The organism is Desulfovibrio desulfuricans (assembly GCF_004801255.1).
Classification (GTDB): Bacteria; Desulfobacterota; Desulfovibrionia; order Desulfovibrionales; family Desulfovibrionaceae; genus Desulfovibrio; species Desulfovibrio desulfuricans_C.
In genome coordinates this window covers 2,008,786-2,024,471 of the sequence record NZ_CP036295.1, presented here as the reverse complement: position 1 = coordinate 2,024,471, position 15,686 = coordinate 2,008,786, and the positions used below count along the sequence as shown (strand labels likewise).

At 58.2% G+C, this 15,686-nt stretch carries 16 protein-coding genes; all 16 read right to left on the bottom strand.

Annotation, left to right across the window (positions count from 1 at the left end):
- Positions 1 to 211 precede the first annotated feature (211 nt).
- The 16 genes from DDIC_RS08430 to DDIC_RS08355 all read right to left on the bottom strand — a co-directional run bounded on the left by DDIC_RS08430 (position 212) and on the right by DDIC_RS08355 (position 15,607).
- Positions 212 to 1,666, bottom strand: a complete 1,455-nt coding sequence (locus DDIC_RS08430; RefSeq protein WP_136400028.1) for an NADH-quinone oxidoreductase subunit N — start codon at positions 1,664 to 1,666, stop codon at positions 212 to 214.
- A 32-nt stretch (positions 1,667 to 1,698) separates the two neighbouring features.
- The gene (locus tag DDIC_RS08425; protein ID WP_136400027.1) at positions 1,699 to 3,222 is read right to left on the bottom strand and encodes an NADH-quinone oxidoreductase subunit M; all 1,524 of its coding nucleotides are present in this window, start codon (positions 3,220 to 3,222) and stop codon (positions 1,699 to 1,701) included.
- A 25-nt stretch (positions 3,223 to 3,247) separates the two neighbouring features.
- On the bottom strand, positions 3,248 to 5,038 hold the full coding sequence (locus tag DDIC_RS08420; protein WP_136400026.1) for a Na(+)/H(+) antiporter subunit D: 1,791 nt from the start codon (positions 5,036 to 5,038) through the stop codon (positions 3,248 to 3,250).
- Positions 5,031 to 5,276, bottom strand: coding sequence for a hypothetical protein (locus DDIC_RS08415; RefSeq protein WP_211088864.1), 246 nt, complete (start codon positions 5,274 to 5,276; stop codon positions 5,031 to 5,033). Before DDIC_RS08415 ends, DDIC_RS08420 begins: the two co-directional genes overlap by 8 nt.
- A 2-nt stretch (positions 5,277 to 5,278) precedes the next feature.
- Positions 5,279 to 6,772 carry a monovalent cation/H+ antiporter subunit D family protein gene (locus tag DDIC_RS08410; protein WP_136400024.1) on the bottom strand — a complete coding sequence of 498 codons (1,494 nt, stop codon included), beginning with the start codon at positions 6,770 to 6,772 and terminating at the stop codon, positions 5,279 to 5,281.
- Positions 6,773 to 6,784: 12 nt separating this feature from the next.
- Positions 6,785 to 7,111 carry an NADH-quinone oxidoreductase subunit NuoK gene (gene nuoK, locus DDIC_RS08405; protein ID WP_136401073.1) on the bottom strand — a complete coding sequence of 109 codons (327 nt, stop codon included), beginning with the start codon at positions 7,109 to 7,111 and terminating at the stop codon, positions 6,785 to 6,787.
- Positions 7,111 to 7,617, bottom strand: a complete 507-nt coding sequence (locus tag DDIC_RS08400) for an NADH-quinone oxidoreductase subunit J family protein (protein ID WP_168732507.1) — start codon at positions 7,615 to 7,617, stop codon at positions 7,111 to 7,113. The genes nuoK and DDIC_RS08400 overlap by 1 nt, the downstream gene beginning before the upstream one ends.
- Positions 7,618 to 7,634: 17 nt before the next feature.
- On the bottom strand, positions 7,635 to 8,075 hold the full coding sequence (locus tag DDIC_RS08395; RefSeq protein WP_136400022.1) for a NuoI/complex I 23 kDa subunit family protein: 441 nt from the start codon (positions 8,073 to 8,075) through the stop codon (positions 7,635 to 7,637).
- A gap of 1 nt (position 8,076) precedes the next feature.
- Positions 8,077 to 9,069, bottom strand: a complete 993-nt coding sequence (nuoH, locus tag DDIC_RS08390; protein ID WP_136400021.1) for an NADH-quinone oxidoreductase subunit NuoH — start codon at positions 9,067 to 9,069, stop codon at positions 8,077 to 8,079.
- An 11-nt stretch (positions 9,070 to 9,080) separates the two neighbouring features.
- Positions 9,081 to 10,199, bottom strand: coding sequence for an NADH-quinone oxidoreductase subunit D (locus tag DDIC_RS08385; RefSeq protein WP_136400020.1), 1,119 nt, complete (start codon positions 10,197 to 10,199; stop codon positions 9,081 to 9,083).
- Positions 10,196 to 10,789, bottom strand: coding sequence for an NADH-quinone oxidoreductase subunit C (locus DDIC_RS08380; protein WP_136400019.1), 594 nt, complete (start codon positions 10,787 to 10,789; stop codon positions 10,196 to 10,198). The genes DDIC_RS08385 and DDIC_RS08380 overlap by 4 nt, the downstream gene beginning before the upstream one ends.
- The gene (locus DDIC_RS08375; RefSeq protein WP_136400018.1) at positions 10,786 to 11,376 is read right to left on the bottom strand and encodes an NADH-quinone oxidoreductase subunit B; all 591 of its coding nucleotides are present in this window, start codon (positions 11,374 to 11,376) and stop codon (positions 10,786 to 10,788) included. Before DDIC_RS08375 ends, DDIC_RS08380 begins: the two co-directional genes overlap by 4 nt.
- Positions 11,346 to 11,756: an NADH-quinone oxidoreductase subunit A gene (locus DDIC_RS08370; protein WP_136400017.1), complete on the bottom strand. Its 411-nt coding sequence runs from the start codon at positions 11,754 to 11,756 to the stop codon at positions 11,346 to 11,348. The genes DDIC_RS08375 and DDIC_RS08370 overlap by 31 nt, the downstream gene beginning before the upstream one ends.
- 601 nt (positions 11,757 to 12,357) lie before the next feature.
- The gene (locus DDIC_RS08365) at positions 12,358 to 14,178 is read right to left on the bottom strand and encodes a methyl-accepting chemotaxis protein (protein WP_168732506.1); all 1,821 of its coding nucleotides are present in this window, start codon (positions 14,176 to 14,178) and stop codon (positions 12,358 to 12,360) included.
- A 488-nt stretch (positions 14,179 to 14,666) separates the two neighbouring features.
- Positions 14,667 to 15,182 (bottom strand): energy transducer TonB, encoded by a 516-nt coding sequence (locus DDIC_RS08360; protein ID WP_136400016.1) that lies wholly within the window; start codon positions 15,180 to 15,182, stop codon positions 14,667 to 14,669.
- Positions 15,179 to 15,607: an ExbD/TolR family protein gene (locus DDIC_RS08355; protein WP_247647428.1), complete on the bottom strand. Its 429-nt coding sequence runs from the start codon at positions 15,605 to 15,607 to the stop codon at positions 15,179 to 15,181. The genes DDIC_RS08360 and DDIC_RS08355 overlap by 4 nt, the downstream gene beginning before the upstream one ends.
- Positions 15,608 to 15,686: the final 79 nt, after the last annotated feature.

Sequence of the window (15,686 nt, the reverse complement as noted above, 5' to 3'; positions counted from 1 at the left end):
GTTACGGGGCGGATAGCCCGTCGGGCGTTGGTCCACACGCAAAAAGGAATTGGGCTGAAGGCCCAATTCCTTTTATGCTGCCGGGCGAACCAGGCGCTGTACTGTCACGATGTCTCTCGGTGGGTATGCCAGCTGCGTCTGTCGTTACAGCCGCATGCTGGTTGTTCACGGGCCGATGTCGCAGGTTTTTGTGCGGATTGTCCCTGTCTGGCTACCAGGCCGCCAGCACTGCTTCCGTAGCCAGCCGGATCATGCTTTCGGGCGCTATGCCCAGCGCCAGCAACAGGCCAACAAGGCATATGCCCGCCATGCGCGCGCCTGCGTGCGGTATAATGGCCTCGGCATTGTGCGGGGCCGCCTCTGTGTACGCGGCGCGCACCACCTGCAGATAATAGTAGATGCCGATGGCCGTGTTGATGGCCGCAATAATCACCAGCGCCGTATGCCCCGCCCGCCACGCGCCGGTCAGCAGCAGAAATTTGCCCATAAAGCCCACAAAGGGCGGAATGCCCGCCAGGGCAAACATGCTTACGCCAAGCACAAAGGCCAGCATGGGGGATCGCCGCGAAAGGCCGTTCAGATCGCTGACGGTCAGGTTTTTGCCGTCAGGGGAGACAGTGCACAACACCAGAAAGGCAGCCAGCATCATGAACAGATAGCCTGTGGCGTAGTACAGCGATGTGGCGATGCCCCAGCCCTGCATGGTGGCCATGCCCATGAGGATATACCCGGCATGCGCAATACCCGAAAAGCCCAGCATGCGCTTTACGTCTGTCTGCACCAGGGCCGTGAGGTTGCCGTAAAACATGGAGGCGATGGAAAGCCCCGTCAGCAGCAGCGCAATGTGCCCCTCGCCGGGAAAGGCCAGCGAGCAGAACCGCGCCAGCACGGCCACAGCCACAATTTTGGGAATGGATGCGATAAAGGCCGTGGTGTCGTTGGACGCGCCCTGATATACGTCGGGCGCCCAAAAGTGAAAGGGAAACACCGCCAGCTTGAAAAACATGCCGCAAAACAGCATCAGCAGGCCCACCAGCGCGGCAGCCTGCGCCCCAAAGGCATGCGGGCTGTCAGCATGCGACAGGGCCGAGCGCATGGCTGGCAGTATCTGCTCAAGATAGGTGCTGCCCGCTATGCCAAAAATCCAGCTCATGCCAAAGAGCATGATGCCCGAGGCCGTTACGCCAAACAGCAGATACTTGATGGCCGCCTCCATGGGCGCGCGCATATTGTCCGAGGGCGTGCGCATGGGCACCAGCAGGTAGAGCGAATACGACGACAGCTCAAGGGCGATGAACAGGGTGATGAGCTCCACGCTGCTTGAGAGCAATGTCAGCCCCAACAGGCTTGAGAGCAAAAAGAAATAATATTCAGGGCGCATGCGTACAGAAATACCCTTGGTGTCCGCCCCAAAAAGCAGCATGAGCGTAAAGCCCGCAGACATTACGCATTTTACCAGCTGCGAAAACAGGTCAACCTTGTAGGCTCCGTAAAACAGGGTTCCCTTGGCAAACAGGCTGGCGAAAGAGGCGACGGCAAAGGCCGCCCCCACGCAAAGAACCACCAGGCGCAGGGTTTGCGTCCGGGATTCCGTCATTGTCATGCAGAATGCCAGCAGGCAGCCTGCAAGAAGAACCAGTTCCGGTGCAAAAAGATGTGCGTTCATGCTTAGGCCTTATGTCTGAGCTTGGGGTTCGGTCAACGCGCGACAAGTTCCGCAAGAGCCAGCGCGCTTGTGGCATGGTAGCCGGTCTGCGCCAGCAGATGGTCAAGGCTCGGCCTCATGACGCGCAAAAAAGGTTCCGGGGCCAGGCCGATCCAGAAAACAAACACCAGCAGCGGGGCAAGGGTTACGGCCTCTCGCCAGCCCAGATCGTTCATATGCGACTGGTCGGGGTTGTTGGTGCCGCCCCAGATTACCCGCTGCAGCATGCGCAGCATGTACGCCGCCGCAAGTATGGCCCCCGGCACGGCGCATACTGCCACAATCTTGTTGTTGAAAAAGGCTCCGGCGAGGATAAGAAACTCGCCCACAAAGCTGTTTGTGCCGGGGAAGGCCAGCGACGACAGCGAAAAAAACGTCAGATACGTCACGTAGATGGGCATAAACTTGCCCAGCCCGGCGGCGTCGGCAAGCTCGCGGCTGTGCGAGCGCTCGTAGACCATGCCCACGCACAAAAACAGCGCTCCGGTGGTGACGCCGTGGTTGATCATCTGCAGCAGCGCGCCCTCAAGCCCGCGCTGGTTGAGGGCAAATATGCCCAGAGTCACAAAGCCCATATGCCCAACGCTGGAGTAGGCGATGAGCTTTTTCATGTCCTGCTGGGCAAGGGCCGTCAGGCCGCCGTAGATGATGCCGGCGATGGAGAGCCACTGCAGGGCGGGCAGCAGGCCTATGGCCGCCCCGGGCGTAATGGGCAGGCAAAAGCGCAAAAAACCGTATGTACCCATCTTGAGCAGCACCGAGGCCAGAATCACCGAGCCTGCGGTCGGGGCCTCCACATGGGCTGCGGGCAGCCATGTGTGGAAGGGAAACATGGGAACCTTGATGGCAAATGCTATAAAAAACGCCAGAAACACCAGCAGCTGGAAGCGCTCGGAATACTGCTGGCCCATGAGCGCGGGTATGCTGAACGTGCCCTGATTGATGTACAGGGCCACAATGGCCACCAGCAGAAACACCGAGCCAGCAAGCGTGTACAAAAAGAACTTGATGGAAGCGTAGCTCTTGCGCGGGCCGCCCCAGACGGCGATGAGCAGGTACATGGGTATGAGCATGGCCTCCCACAGCACGTAAAACAGCACCATATCCAGCGCCATGAACACGCCGAGCATGGATGTTTCCATGACCAGCAGGCAGACCATAAATTCCTTGATGCGGGTTTTGATGTACCGCCACGAGCCAAGCACGCACAGCGGCATGATAAGGGTCGTCATCATTATCAGCAGCAGCGAAATGCCGTCCACGCCCAGGGTGTAGTTGATGTTGAAGCTCTCAATCCACGGGTGGTGCTCCGCAAACTGGTACAAGGCGGATGTGGGGTCAAACCGCATAAACAGCGGCAGCGAAATGACGGCATTTGCCAGCGTGACAAAGAGCGTCCACATCTTCACGCTGTTTTCTGTCGGCAGCAGGGTCACAATGACAGCCCCTGCCAACGGCAGAAAAACAAGAATGCTGAGGATGGGGTAGCCCAGGGTGTTCATGCTCAGAAAATCCATTACGGCGATCTCCTTTCTGCGCGGCTCAGACAAAAGCCAGCAGCGTGAGCACCAGGGCCACCACTGCGGCCATGGAAATGATGTTGATTTGCAGGCTGCCGCTCTGCACCAGCCGCAACACCCCGCCAAGGGCGCGCACGCCGCGGGCCGTACCGTCAACCACAGTATCAATGCCGTGCCAGTCAAACCATGACCAGAAGCGCGCCGTGCGCATGAGCGGCACTATGCCCTGACGGTTCCAGGCTTCGCCCACGGCGTTGTCCACCGATTGCACGGGCTTGCGCGCAAACCAGTAAAACAGCCTGCCGCCCATGCGGTAAAACCAGTCGAGATCCAGGCTGATGGTGGGCTCTGGCGTAAGCTTTTTGAGCAGCAAAAAGAAGCCCAGCGCCGTAAACAGCAGTATTTGCAAAGTTTCAGAGATATGCGCCGCGCTGTAGGGGTGGTACTGCGCCGCCACGTCGGGGAAGGGCAGCATGTCGTAAAGGTAGGGCGTATAGCAGCCGATAAAGATGCACAAAAATGCCGCCACGGCCATAGCCACCTGCATGTTGAGCGGCGGGTCGCCCGCGCGCTCCCATGTTTTCTGCGAGCAGTTGTTTTTGCCAAACCAGATAAAGTACGGAACCTTCAGGCCCGTGTGCAAAAATGTGCCCGCCGAGGCCAGCGTGAGCAAAAAGCCCGCCCAGTAGTTGTGGGCTTCAAATCCGGCGGCCACGATCATGGCCTTGGTCACAAAACCGCTGAACAGCGGAAAGGCCGAGATGGAAAGCCCGCCCACCAGTGTAAACACAAAGGTTTTGGGCATTTTTTTGTACAGGCCGCCGAGCTCGGTAAACTTGCTTACGCCCGTCATGTGCAGCACCGAGCCGCAGCCCATGAACAGCAGCCCTTTGTAGAGAATGTGGGCAAAGGCGTGGGCGCAGGCCCCGTTGATGGCCAGCGGCGTGCCTATGCCCACTGCGGCCACCATGTAGCCCACCTGGCTGATGATGTGGTAGGCCAGCAGGCGGCGTGCGTCGTTTTCAAGCACGGCGTACACAACGCCGTACAGGGCCATGCACACGCCAAGCGGCACCAGTATTTCCATGCCCGCAAAGCTGCGCGCCAGCACGTACACGGCGGTTTTGGTGGTAAAGGCGCACATAAACACCGCGCCCGTCACCGTAGCCTCGCCGTAGGCGTCGGGCAGCCAGGCGTGCAGGGGCGGCACGGCCGCGTTGAGGATAAACCCGGCCATGATCAGGTAGGTGTACAGCTGCGGGTCGGCCACGCCGATGGGTCCAAAATTGAGGTCGCCCGTGGCCTTGTAGCGCAGCACAAGGCCCGCCAGCAGCAGCAGGCCGCCTGCGGTGTGCACCAGCAGATACCGGTAGCCCGAGGCCAGCGACTGCTTGCGCCGCCTGAACCACACCAGAAATACGGACGAAAAGGCCATCATCTCCCAAAAGAGGAAGAGCGTCAGGTAATCGCCGCAAAAGATAACGCCCAGCGAGCCCGCCACGTAGATCCATGCGGCGGAGTGCTGCGCGGCTTCCTCCACATGCAGGCCGTAGATGGAGCCGATCAGGCACATGAGGGTCATGATGTAGGCAAAGACCAAGCTCAGCGCGTCAACCCTGCCGAAGGTCAGCTCCCAGTTCATAAACGGCACAACGCCGTACACGCCGTTGTGTCCCTGCATGAGCAACACCGCGCCAAAGGCCAGCACAGGCACAAGTACGATAAAAACGCGGCGTACGGCCCTGGGCAGCAGCGGCAGTATTACCGCGCCCAGCAACAGAACGGCGGAGGGGTGGATCCATGATTCAGTCATCGTAATAATCCTCGCGGGTCATGATGCCCAAATGGCCGAACCACTTGGAAACGATGATAATCACAACGCAGGCCACAAAGCCGAACACGGCCCAGAAGCCGGGTATGCGCTCCACAAAGGTGTGCACATGCTCTTTTGAAACAAACAGGGCGTCCCATGCCACCAGTGCCGCCAGCACGACCAGGCACACGCGGATGGTCGCCTTGAGCCGGGCGCGGAAAAATTCGATGATGTTCACTATCATCCTGTCACCACCTTCACGAAGGACATGATGGCATCGGGGTAAATGCCAATGAACACGGAAACGCCAGCCGCTATGAGGATGGGCACAACCATGCTCAGCGGGGCTTCACGGATGCCCGTTTCTTCGCCCTCTGGCCGTTTGCCAAAAAATGCCTTGTAGGTCACCGGCGCAAAGTAGGCCACGTTCAGCAGCGTACTTGCCAGGAGCACCAGCAATATGCCCATGGAATGCGTGGGCATTTCCATGGCGCCCACCAGCAGCTTCCACTTGGTTACAAAACCGGCCACAGGCGGCGCGCCGATCATGGAAAGCGAGGCCACGGCAAAGGCCGCGAAGGTAAAGGGCATGGTGCGGCCAAGGCCGCTCATTTCAGAAATGCACTTTTTGCGCGTTGCCACGTAGATCGCGCCGGCGCAGAAAAAGAGCGTGATCTTTGAAAAGGCGTGGTTGGCGATATGCACGATGCCGCCCTGTATGCCGTCCACCGTCAGCAGGGCCACGCCCAGAATGATGTACGAAAGCTGGCTTACCGTGGAATACGCCAGCCGCGCCTTGAGGTTGTCCTTGGTCAGGGCGATGATCGAAGCCGCAAGAATGGTAAAGGACACAAAGTAGGCCGTGGGTATGCCCAGATTGAGGGCCTTCATCAGGTCTGTGCCAAACACAAACAGCATGACGCGCGTGGTGCAGAACACGCCCACCTTGACCACCGCCACCGCGTGCAGCAGGGCGGAGACAGGCGTGGGAGCGACCATGGCCCCCGGCAGCCAGTGGTGAAAGGGCATGATGCCGTTTTTGGCAAAACCCAGAATGCAGCAAACGTACAGCACGGTTGCCAGCGCATCGCTGGCCCCGCCTTGCAGGATGCCCGAATGGCTGTTGTGGGCAAAGTCCAGATTGCCCGTCAGCACGTAGATAACGATCATGGCAGGCAGCACCAGGCCTTTGGCCGTGGCGGTGAGGTACACAATGTACTTGCGCGCGCCGTCGTATCCCTCGGCATCCTGATGGTGGGCCACAAGGGGGTAGGTGCAAATGCTCACCACTTCATAAAACAGGTAGAGTGTAAACAGGTTGTCGGCAAAGGCCACGCCCATGGCTCCAAAGAGCGTCAGGGCAAAACAGGCGCTGAAGCGCGTCTGGGCGTGCTCGTTGAGGCCCCGCATGTAGCCAGCCGCGTAAAAAACGGTGATGACCCACAAAAACGAGCCGACCAGCCCAAAAACCATGGAAAAGGCATCGGCCCTGAAGCTCACCGACAGCCCCGGCAAAATGGCAAAAACCGTAAGGTGCAGCGTATGGCCGCGACCCAGGGGGGCGGGCGCGACATCGCCGATCATGGAGACGATGATGCAGAACATGACCGCCGCCGTGACGAACGAAACCGTTTCGCGCAGGTTGGGCCGACGCCCTGCCAGCATTATCAGGCACGCGCCGACCAGTGCTGTAAGTATGGCGGCCAGGGGTCTGACGGATTCAACAATATCCATACGCTGTTCCCCTTACCCTTTGAGGTCTGACGGCGCGTCTGTTTCAACAGATCGGTACAGCCGGTACACCGCAATGATGATGGAAAGCACAATAACCGCTTCCGCCGCCGCGATGGCCATGACAAACAGGGCGGCGATCTGCCCGGTTGCCGTATCCGGCGCGCAAAATCGCCCAAAGGCCATAAAGTTGACCGAGGCCCCGCAGAGGATGAGCTCGGAGGCGATGAGCATGCCTATGAACGTGCGGCGCATGGCCATGCCAAACAGCCCCAGACCAAACAGGGCCGCGCCGATAACCAGATAGGTTTCAAGATGCTGACTCAGGCTGGCGTAGTGCATCACTTGTCCCTCCCGTGGCGGGCCAGGGCGAGCGCCCCCACCATTGCCACCACCAGAACCACGGAAATAAGCTCAAAGCTCAAGGAGTACGTGCTCAGCATCGATTGGCCTATGCGTTCGATGGTTCCCTCGGTCTGCGCCTGCGGCGTGTCGGGCCAGGGGGCTGTGATGGACAGCGCCGCCAGCACGGCTGTGATGGTGCAGCTGGCCGCCGCCCCAAGAGCCATGTTGAGCCTGTGACGGCGCGGGGCGCGGTTGGCGTCCGAGGTTTCGGCCAGCATGATGGCAAAGGTTATGGTGACGCACAGCGCGCCCACGTACACAAGCATCTGCATAAAGGCCACAAAGGGGCTCGACAGGTAGTAGTAAAGCCCGGCCACGCCGGTAAAGCACAGGGCAAGCCCGGCCACGCGGCGTATGAGCGTACGCGCGGAAACAGCCAGTATCGCGCCGCAAAAGGTCACCAGCACAAAAAACCAGAAGATGCCCTCAGCCAGTGTTTGCATACTTTCATGACTCAACATCAGGGACGCTCCTTGAGCCGCCGTACAAGGTCAAAGTGGTACTCCGCCTCGTCAAAACCGGCCAGATTGTAGTCATGAGAAAAGGTGAGCGCGTTGGTGGGGCACGATTCCACGCACATGCCGCACAGGCTGCACTTGGTAAAATTGAGTTTGTAGCTCGTGAGGGTCTTTTTTTTGGCTCCTTCCAGCTTTTCGCCAGCAAGCTCGATGCAGCCCGAGGGGCAGGCCTTCTGGCACGACCCGCACACTATGCACCTGTCCGTGCCGGTTTCGGGGTCGTATACAAGGTCGATGTGGCCCCTGTAGCGCGGCGGTATGGGCAGCACCTCGCGCGGGTACGACTTTGTGACCACCGGCTTGAAACAATAGCGCAGCGTTATGCCCATGCCCACACAGAGGCTCCACCCGCCAGCAAAGATATTTTTAAAGTATGCGTTCATGCTACAGCACCTTGAGCAGCGCGCTGGTAATGACAAGATTGACGAGCGCAATTGGTATGAGCACCTTCCACGAAAGGTTGAGCAGGCCGTAAAATGTGGTGCGCGGAAACGTCCAGCGTACCCATATGACGGTAAAAATGACCGCGTAGAGCTTGATGGCAAACCAGTGCGCCCCCGGCCACAGCCCAAGCGGGCAATCCCACCCGCCAAGAAACAGCAGGGTGAGCAGGCTTGCGCCCACCACCACGTTGGCGTACTCGCCCATAAAGTACACGCCAAAGCCCATGCCCGAGTATTCCGTAAACGCTCCCGCGATGAGCTCGCTTTCCGCCTCGGCCATGTCAAAGGGGGCGCGGTTTGTCTCTGCCAGCATGCAGATAAAAAAGATGATGAACGAGACGGGCATGAGCGGGCTTGCCGAGAGGCGCAGCACGTTCCAGTGCCAGAACCCGCCGGACTGCGTGCCCACGATTTCGCTGAGGTTGAGGGTGCCGGTCACCATCACGAGGCTCACCACAATCAGCAGCATGGGTATTTCGTAGGCCACGTTTTGCGAGACCACGCGCGCTGCGGAGATAACGGCGTACTTGTTGCGCGAGCCCCAGGCCCCCAGCAGCAGGCCCAGCACGTTTACCGAGGCAAAGGCGTAGATGGCCAGCAGCCCCAGGTTGAGGTTGCGCGCCACAAGGCCCTCGGTGTAGGGGATGGTCACAAAACTCATGAAGGCCGGGGTCATCACCAGCACGGGGCCGAGGCAAAACAGCACGCCGTCGGCATCTTTGGGGATGAACACCTGCTTGGCCATAAGCTTGAGGCCGTCGGCAATCGGCTGCAGCAGGCCATAAGGGCCAACTTCCTTGGGGCCTACGCGCCGCTGTATGTGCCCTGCCACCTTGCGCTCAACCCACACAAGGTAGGCGGCGTTAAGCGCCACAAAGACAAGGAACCCTACCAGATACCCAAGAAGACGCAGCATTTCGGAGTAAAACGTCATGGCTGTTCTCCTTAGCGGTCAATATCGGGAATAACCAGATCAAGGCTGCCGAGCAGCGCCAGGGCGTCTGGCAGCAGCATTCCTCTGCTGGCCTCGCCAAAAACGAGCAGGTTTGAAAAACAGGGCGTGCGCCACTTGAGCCGCCAGGGAGTACCGCTGCCGTCGCTGACGGCGTGGATGCCCAAAAGGCCGCGCGCCGTCTCCACCGCATGATAATAGTCGCCCTTGGGCGGCTTGACGGTTTTGGGAACCTTGGCCGCCATAACCGGCCCTCCGGGCAGCTGATCGAGCGCCTGTTCAATGATGCGCAGGCTCTGCTCAATTTCGTCCATGCGCACCTTGTAGCGCGCCATGGAGTCGGCCTCGGGGTACACCGGCACGTCGAAGTCGAAGCGGTCGTAGACGCCGTATGGCTCGTGCTTGCGCACGTCAAAGGCAATGCCCGCGCCCCGCGCCACAGGGCCGGTTGCGCCGTATTTGCGGCACATCTCGGCGGGTACGATGCCCACGTCCACAAGGCGCTGCTGGATAATGAGGTTCTGGGAGACAAGGGCGTGATACATGGGCAGGCGTTCGCGCATGCGCGCAATAAAGGCCCGCGTGCCTGTGACAAAGGCGTCGTCAACGTCGTTGTACACGCCGCCAAAGCGAAAGTAGCAGTACGTGAGGCGCGAGCCGGTGACAGCTTCGAGCAGGTCAAGTATCTGCTCGCGATCGTCAAAGGCGTACAAGAGCGGCGAAAAACCGCCAAGATCAAGCACAAAGGCCCCAAACCAGAGGAGATGGCTTGAAACGCGGTTCAGCTCGTTGGTGATTACGCGGATAAACTCGGCGCGTTCCGGCACTTCAATGCCGGCGGCCCGCTCAACCACGCAGGCGTAGCCGTGGTTGTACGCCAGGGCATGCAGGTAATCCATGCGGCCCGTGTTGGGCATAAACTGCGCCCAGGTGCGGTTTTCGGCCATTTTTTCGTGCATGCGGTGGATGTAGCCAAGCACAGGCTCGGCCTCCACGATGTACTCGCCGTCCATGACCATCTTGACGCGCAAAACGCCGTGCGTGGCCGGGTGCTGCGGGCCAAGGTTGAGAACAAACCGCTCGTCGGTGGGACTTTGGGCAAGATAGTTCATGCGCTGTAGTCCTTGAGCAATGGGTGGTATTCCGCGTCTTCGGGCAGCAGCAGGGGGATAAGGTATGGATGCCCGATAAAGACGATGCCAAAGAACTCGTGTATTTCGCGTTCGTGCCAGTGGGCTATGGGGTATATTTCGGCAATGGTGTGGATCAGCGGGTTTGCGCGCGGCGTGCGCACCCGCAGGCATACCCGGTGGCGGGCGGCATAGAGGTTGAAGTCGTACACCACTTCAAGCTCGTCTTGCTGCGGGGGGCAACCCTGCTCCTGGGTTTCAGCCGGTGGGGCGGGCCTGGCGGCGTCAGCCCCCGGCGCGTCGGCATCAGCCCTGCTGGCGGCCGCGGCTTCGGCGGCCTTTTGGGCCTTGGCTTCGGCCTCTTTGCGCAGGGCCTCGCATTCGCCAAGCCAATCCACCCCGGTCATGCCTTCAATAAAGTATCCGGCCTTGTCCATAATGGTTACGGCGGCGATCAGCGAGCTTTCCGGCAGCGTCGTAGAGAGGTCGTAACCTACAGCCGCGTGTTCGGTGGCGCGCAACACGGCTCCGGGCAAGGCTGCCAGCTGCGCGTTAAGGGTATCCGCGTTCATGATTGTTGCCCTCCCGCCTCATCCTGTGCAGTTAGCGCCGAGGCTGCGGTTTTGGCCCGTTCGGCCTGCGCCGCAGCGGGGCCGGGCAGCCCGGGGGGCGTCACCACCGGCCAGCGGCGGGTGCCGGTGAGCTTTTCTTCAAGCTTGAGAATACCTTCGATAAGCGCTTCAGGCCGGGGAGGGCAGCCGGGAATAAACACGTCCACAGGAAACAGCTTGCCCACGCCTTCCACAACGCCGTACTGGCCCTCGTACACAAATGGCCCGCCGGAAATGGCGCAGTTGCCCATGGCGATGACCCACTTGGGTTCGGGCATCTGGTCGTAAAGAATCTGCACGGCCGGGGCCATCTTTTTATTGATGGTGCCAGAAACGATCATCACGTCGCTTTGCCTCGGCGACGGCCTGAACACCTCAGCCCCAAACCGTGCCAGATCAAAACGGGACGCGCCGGTTGCCATCATTTCAATGGCGCAGCAGGCAAGGCCAAAGGTCATGGGCCAGAGCGAGTTGGCACGGCACAAGTCAAGCAGCACATCGAGCTTCGAAAAGTGGACTACCGATCCAAATATATTTTCCGTTGCCATTGGAACACTCCCTTTCTCCACGCATAGACAATGACAAGGGACAGAATGCCCACAAACAGAAATACTTCCGCGAAGGTCAAAAAATCGCTGACAGGCGAGGCTTTGTTGTAGATAACAGCAACAGGAAAGAGAAAGAGAATATCAACCGCAAAGGCGAGGAACAACAGCGAGTACATATAGTACACAGCGCCAAATTTGATCCAGGCGTCACCAATGGGGTCAATGCCGCATTCAACTATTTGCCGTGTTTTGCCCACGGTGTTGCGCGTAATACGGGGCGCAAGAAAAAATACAATGACAAAAGGGCCGAGGGCAAAGCTCATGCCGCCAAGACAGAACGCCATGATGTAGACGATATCAACAAGTTCGGTGCTAGACATAAATTTTTCCTTGTAATAGGAATAAAATTTACGAAAAGATATACTTGATCAATCCACAAACGATTAAAGCAATAGTCGATTGTGAATTTATAAATTATGTTAAATACTACTCTACCCAAAAGATTGTGTCAATAATTGTTAAAAAAAATACATGCTTCTGTTCAAAAATGTACAATTAAAGGCATTTTTTTTTCAATCATATTAATACATTAATTATCCATCTGAAAGTGCATCCGCTCACAAAAGTGCGCAAAACCACGCATGATATACGATTGAGAATTTATAACTGGCTTGTTTTACAGACTATCAACATGAAATATTATTTTTTTAAAAAAAGTAACACGCAAGATTCAAAAAAATCCCGCATTTCCTGCCGGTGCTTGCACATGCAGCACAGCGGATATAACGGCGTGATCCCGCAGTGAAAGTTGACGTTACGTCTTTGGTATATGCAAAGAAAACGGCGAGCTACCTTTGACAGTAACTCGCCGTTTTTGCTTATGAACAGGGTGGAATATGGCCGGGGCAGACAGAATATGCACAGTCGCCCGTTTTTATGCATGGTCCGCAAGTACTCAGGCGGACTGACAGGTTGCCGCCTTTACATGTTGTCGCCTTTGCCCGCTGCTTCAAGCTTGTCGATGAGGTTTTCCAGATCGCGCACAAGCTCCGCAAGGCGAGCCACCGCCGCGTTGGCTTGCGCCATGCCGTCGACGGTTTCGGTTGCAATGCGGCTGACGTCCTCGACCGCGCGGTTGATCTCTTCGCTGGTGGCGGACTGTTGCTCGGCAGCGGTGGCAATCGACCGAACCTGGTCGGAGTTGTCTTCCGAAAGGACGACAATCTGCTTGAGAGCTTCGCCCGACTGGTTTGCAAGCGATGTGGCCTGTTCCACGGCCTGGGCGGCTTTTTCCATGCCTTGCAGGCTGGCTTGCGTTCCAGTCTGGATGGACTGGATGGCGGAGCCGACCTCATTGGTGGCATACATTGTTTTTTCCGCCAGTTTGCGCACCTCGTCGGCAACAACCGCAAAACCACGACCGGCGTCGCCCGCGCGAGCCGCTTCAATGGCGGCATTGAGCGCCAACAGGTTGGTTTGGTCCGCGATGTCGGAAATGACGTTCATGATACGGCTGATGCCTTCGGCCTGACTGCCAAGCGAGGACATGGTGCCCTGCAGCTCGCTGGTCTGGGTGCGCACTGCGCGTATGGCCTCTACAGCTTCAATGACCACACGTTCACCTTGCGAGGCCATGGTGCGCGCCTGATCAACGCTGGCAGCAGAGCTGGCAGAGCTGCGCGCAACCTCAAGAACAGTCGCGTTCATTTCTTCCATAGCCGTGGCGGTTTCAGAGGATCTGGTCTGCTGTTGCCTGGCCCCGGCGGTAACCTGGCCAACCTGCGTGGCAAGGGCTTCTGCCGACTGCGAAACCTGCTGCGCGATCTTTATGGCCTGACGGGCAACGGTTTGCATCTGGCCCAGCAGGGTTGAAACGCGTTCTCCCTGCTGGTTTGCCTCGACAAGGGCATTTTCTGCGCGGACAGCCTGCGCGGCGGCCTCTTTGCCCTTGTCCTCGGCTTCGTCCATCTTGACCTTGAGGTTGTCCACCATTGTTTCAATGGCTTCTTTTACATCAGAAAGCTCGGCATGAAATTCGCCGTCAGGGCGGGCTTTAAGATCGCCCTGAGCAACAGCGGCGGCAAATTTACGGATACGCTCAAGCGGGTTGATAATGCCGCTTCGCAGCAGTATCCAGGCGCATGCTGCCAGTATGGCAAGCGTGCCGGCTGTCCACATTGTGACGTTGATTTTGGCCATATCAGTCTGGGTGTTGGCTTTTTCCAGCGAGCTGATAACTTCAAAGGCCCCGTGGATTTCACCTTCTTTCCAGCCTTCCTTGGTGCCGCCTACAACGTCTTTATCACCAGCGGTGTTGCCGTGGCAAAAAAGGCATTCCTTGGTGAGCCTGATTGGCCGGAAAAACCGTATTTTGTCGTGCTCACGGATGACAACTTCCGAAAGCCCTTTTTCCTCAAGCTGCTTCAGCACCTTGAGCTCAAGCTCCGTGGGCGTGTTGACGGGGTTGCGGGGCTGCACCTTGGGGACCCTGAATTCGTAGCCAGCCTGCTTTGAATTTTGGGCGGCCATGCGCATGGCCGTAACAACCGGTACAGCATCAAGAACCTTGTCGGCTGGCAACTGGTCAAAGGGCTTCATTATCCCTATTTCAAGCTTGTGGCCCATTTCATTGCGGATAGCTTCAGCCATCAGCACAATGGTGCGGCTTTTTTCCACAATAGCTTCTTCCGCGCCACTATGGATGTCGTCCACCCGCTCCCATGCCATGATCGCGGCGATCACCAGCGGGCCGATCAGGGCTACGCCAAGAACTTTCCATTTAATGCTGCACTCTTTAAACATATTTTGCTCTCCATGCCGGAAGGGATGCATCGTTGCACTTCTTTCTTATCGGCAATTTGACACGGCGCTTTATTCCACAGGGACAATTTAACTTGATAATCTTTATGAAACTGTATGTGCCCCGGCGGCGCAGCCAATGGCGGCAAGTGGCGCGTTGCAGACGGGATGCCGGCAAATTATGGTATCCTGGCGGCTAAACCAAAATGCCGGGAGGGGGATCCTCGATGGCGCTGGCTGCGTTTTTTGCAGCCCGGCGGCAGGAGCGTCAGGCAATGCAACGCCGGTTGCAATCTGTTCCCCGGCCTGCGGCTTGCACTGGAAAACCTGATTGGGTGCACGCCGTAATTGCTGGCGGGCCCGGACAAAGCGTATGCCCCGGGCAAGGCGTATGCCCCGGGCATGCAGGTCGACGCGGGTTTTGAACCCGGCGGTGAACTTGCTTCTTGATCTGCATGGCTAGTGAAGGGGGAGACTGGCTGGGGGCTGCGCTAACGCAAGCCGTATTGATATTTTACATGCAGAATAACGGGGATATCGCCGTTGCCCAGAATCTCCGGGCGCTTCACGCTGCCGCTGGCCGCGCAAACAGCCCGGTATGCCGCGGCATCGAGAGCAGGAGAACCGGATGTCTGCCGCAGCACGGGGTCGGTAAAACTGCCGTCGGGCCGCACGGTAAAAGCATAGGCTGCAACGCCAAGCAGTCCCTCTTCGCCTCCATCCATGCGGTGGGCGTGTACTGCAGCATCCAGGTCGTCCAGAAAGGCAAAAAAAGCCTGTCGCCTTTTGTCTGCCGTATTTTGCGGTTCAACCCGGTTGGGGGCGGCCTCCATGCTGATGCCAGCGCCGCCTTCCGGTGAAGCCCCAAGCCCAAGAGAATCCATGCTGATGGTTATTGGCGTGCCTAGCGAATTTTGCGCGGAGACTGCGCCAAACAGGTGGAGCATGCCCCAGTGAGCAAGGCACGAAATGGCAAGCGCGGCGTAAAATCGCTCGGTGGTGGTCATGGCTTGTCCGTTGCCGGTTGCCCAGTGGTGGCGATAATCAGTTTTTCACCGCCCTGCATACGCACTTCATCCACAAGAAATATCAGGCTTTCTACCGGCGCCTTGGGGTCAGCGGCCAGCACAAGTCTGCCCGGTCTGCTCCTGAAGCCGCGCACAAGCTCGTGCAGTTTGCCCCTGACCTCCTGCCGGGGCAGGGGCTGCCCTTCGCAAAGAATATCGCCGTCAGCGGTAAGGCGCAGTTCAATCACCCTGCCTGACAGCGTTTTGCTGCTGTTGGCCGCAGGCAGATCCACCTCAAGCCCGCGAACCGCAAATGCCGCGGCAATAACAAAAAATATAAGCAATATAAATAGCATGTCTATGAGCGGGATCAGGTCGTACTCATACGTTGCGTTCAACGGACGGGAAAGGCGAAGCATCTGCATTGCCTCCTTTGAGCAGCAAGAGGGAATTTGCCGGGCATGTCTGCGTCAGAAGATGGTGCCGCAGAGCGTGCCGCAGCTC

Coding starts and splice junctions, on each gene's coding strand:
- DDIC_RS08430 (WP_136400028.1), bottom strand. CDS start 1,666: ATGAACGCACATCTTTTTGCACCGGAACTGGTTCTTCTTGCAGGCTGC.
- DDIC_RS08425 (WP_136400027.1), bottom strand. CDS start 3,222: ATGGATTTTCTGAGCATGAACACCCTGGGCTACCCCATCCTCAGCATT.
- DDIC_RS08420 (WP_136400026.1), bottom strand. CDS start 5,038: ATGACTGAATCATGGATCCACCCCTCCGCCGTTCTGTTGCTGGGCGCG.
- DDIC_RS08410 (WP_136400024.1), bottom strand. CDS start 6,772: ATGGATATTGTTGAATCCGTCAGACCCCTGGCCGCCATACTTACAGCA.
- nuoK (WP_136401073.1), bottom strand. CDS start 7,111: ATGCACTACGCCAGCCTGAGTCAGCATCTTGAAACCTATCTGGTTATC.
- DDIC_RS08400 (WP_168732507.1), bottom strand. CDS start 7,617: ATGCAAACACTGGCTGAGGGCATCTTCTGGTTTTTTGTGCTGGTGACC.
- DDIC_RS08395 (WP_136400022.1), bottom strand. CDS start 8,075: ATGAACGCATACTTTAAAAATATCTTTGCTGGCGGGTGGAGCCTCTGT.
- nuoH (WP_136400021.1), bottom strand. CDS start 9,069: ATGACGTTTTACTCCGAAATGCTGCGTCTTCTTGGGTATCTGGTAGGG.
- DDIC_RS08385 (WP_136400020.1), bottom strand. CDS start 10,199: ATGAACTATCTTGCCCAAAGTCCCACCGACGAGCGGTTTGTTCTCAAC.
- DDIC_RS08380 (WP_136400019.1), bottom strand. CDS start 10,789: ATGAACGCGGATACCCTTAACGCGCAGCTGGCAGCCTTGCCCGGAGCC.
- DDIC_RS08375 (WP_136400018.1), bottom strand. CDS start 11,376: ATGGCAACGGAAAATATATTTGGATCGGTAGTCCACTTTTCGAAGCTC.
- DDIC_RS08370 (WP_136400017.1), bottom strand. CDS start 11,756: ATGTCTAGCACCGAACTTGTTGATATCGTCTACATCATGGCGTTCTGT.
- DDIC_RS08365 (WP_168732506.1), bottom strand. CDS start 14,178: ATGTTTAAAGAGTGCAGCATTAAATGGAAAGTTCTTGGCGTAGCCCTG.
- DDIC_RS08360 (WP_136400016.1), bottom strand. CDS start 15,182: ATGACCACCACCGAGCGATTTTACGCCGCGCTTGCCATTTCGTGCCTT.
- DDIC_RS08355 (WP_247647428.1), bottom strand. CDS start 15,607: ATGCAGATGCTTCGCCTTTCCCGTCCGTTGAACGCAACGTATGAGTAC.